The organism is Burkholderia sp. Ax-1719 (assembly GCF_011753055.1).
Classification (GTDB): Bacteria; Pseudomonadota; Gammaproteobacteria; order Burkholderiales; family Burkholderiaceae; genus Paraburkholderia.
Genome location: NZ_VWWJ01000068.1, coordinates 1 through 1,848 on the forward strand (window position 1 = coordinate 1; position 1,848 = coordinate 1,848).

The window sequence follows — 1,848 nt, forward strand, 5'->3', positions numbered from 1 at the left end:
CAACAGCGACGCCGCCAGTCTCGAACGCGTCACGCTGGCCGTGCCCGCAAGCCTGCGTACGCGTCTGCACGCGCTGGCAGGCGCGGCGCGCGCCACGCCGTTCATGGTCCTGTACGCCGCATGGACCGCGCTGCTGCATCGCTATAGCGGCCAGCGCGCGTTCCGCATTGGCGTGCCGGTGGCGGGGCGCGAGAGCGCGGCCAGCCGTGGCGCGCTCGGCTATTTCGTCAACACGCTGCCGATGCGCGTCGAGCTGTCGGGCCGCCTGAGCTGCACGCAATGGCTCGACGCCGCGCGTGCCGACGTGCTCGACGCACTCGCGCGCCAGGACGTGCCGCTTGCGCGTCTCGCCGCCACGCAGGGCGGCGCGCGCGACGGCTCGCATACTGCGCTGTTCCAGACGCTTTTCAACTACGAAGGCATCGACCGCGCCCGCCTCGCGCGTTCGCGCCATCTGCGCGTGCGCGACATCGACAACCTCACGCGCGGCGCGCAGTTCGACCTCGCGCTCAACGTGACCGAAAGCGCGGGCGCGCTGCAATTCGACTTCGACTACGCGTGCGACGTGTTCGACGAAGCGACTATCGAGCGTCTGTCCGCGCACTACCTCGAAGTGCTCGAACAGTTCGCCGATGCGGGCGCGACGCCGCTGGCGAACCTGCGCCTGTCGCGCGCGCCGCACGATCTGCCGATTCAAAACACGGCGAATCCGCAAAACGCCGAACGTTTCCAGCCAATCTGGCAAGCGATCGCCGCACAGGCGCAGACGCGCCCGACCGCCGTCGCCGTGAAGTGCGAAGGCGCGGCCCTCGACTACGCCGCGCTCGAACGCCGCTCGAACCAGCTCGCGCGCCGCCTGCTGCGCGAACACGGCGCGCCGCTCGCCGATGTGCGCGTAGGTCTCGCGGTCTCGCGTTCGGTGGCGCTGCCGTGCGCGCTGCTCGGCATCCTCAAGGCGGGCGCGGCGTTCGTACCGCTCGACCCGGACTATCCGCAGGCGCGCCTGGCCACCATGCTCGACGACGCCGGCATCGAAATCGTTATCGCCGATGCCGCGAGCGCCGCGCAAATGGGCGCGCTGCTGGACGGCCGCCGCGTGCTGCGCATCGAAGACACCCACGCCGACGACGCCGCGCCGCTCGCGCTCGCCGTGCATCCGGAACAGCTTGCCTACGTGATCTACACCTCGGGATCGACCGGGCGTCCCAAGGGCGTGGCGGTCTCGCACGCGGCGCTCGCGCGCCATCTGCGCGACTTCGCGCAGGCCTACGCCATCGACGACAAGGACACGCAGCTACAAATTTCGACGATCAACTTCGACGTGGCGCTGCACGAAATGCTGCCCGCGCTGATGCAGGGCGCGCGCGTGCTGATGCGCGGACCGGCACAGTGGGATCTGGCCGCGCTCAACGCGGCGCTCGAAGACGAGCGCGTGAGCTTCGCGCGCATTCCCACGGCGTTCTGGCAGCAATGGCTGCGCGAGCCGCAGCCGCGCCGCTTCGCGGCGCTGCGCCAGATCACGGTGGGCGGCGAGGCGCTGCCTGGCGACGCGCTGGCGGCGTGGCAACGCTCGCCGCTGGCGTCGATCCGCATCGACAATCTCTACGGTCCGACCGAAACCACGGTGGCCTGCCTGCGCCGCGCGACCGAAGCCGCCGACGCGACTCACGCCGTTGCGCCCATCGGCATGCCGTTCGCCTCGCGCACGCTGGCCGTGATCGACGCCGACGGCGCGCCGCTGCCGCACGGCGGCCAGGGTGAGCTTTGCATCGGCGGCGCGACGCTCGCGCGCGGCTATCTGGGCCGTCCGGCGCTGACCGCCGAGCGCTTCGTGCCGGACCCGCATGG

At 71.2% G+C, this 1,848-nt stretch carries 1 protein-coding gene; it reads left to right on the plus strand.

Annotated features, from left to right (window positions below; genetic code table 11):
• Positions 1-1,848: AMP-binding protein (locus F3J17_RS35870; protein WP_167070556.1), on the plus strand; the 1,848-nt coding region annotated here is incomplete at both ends.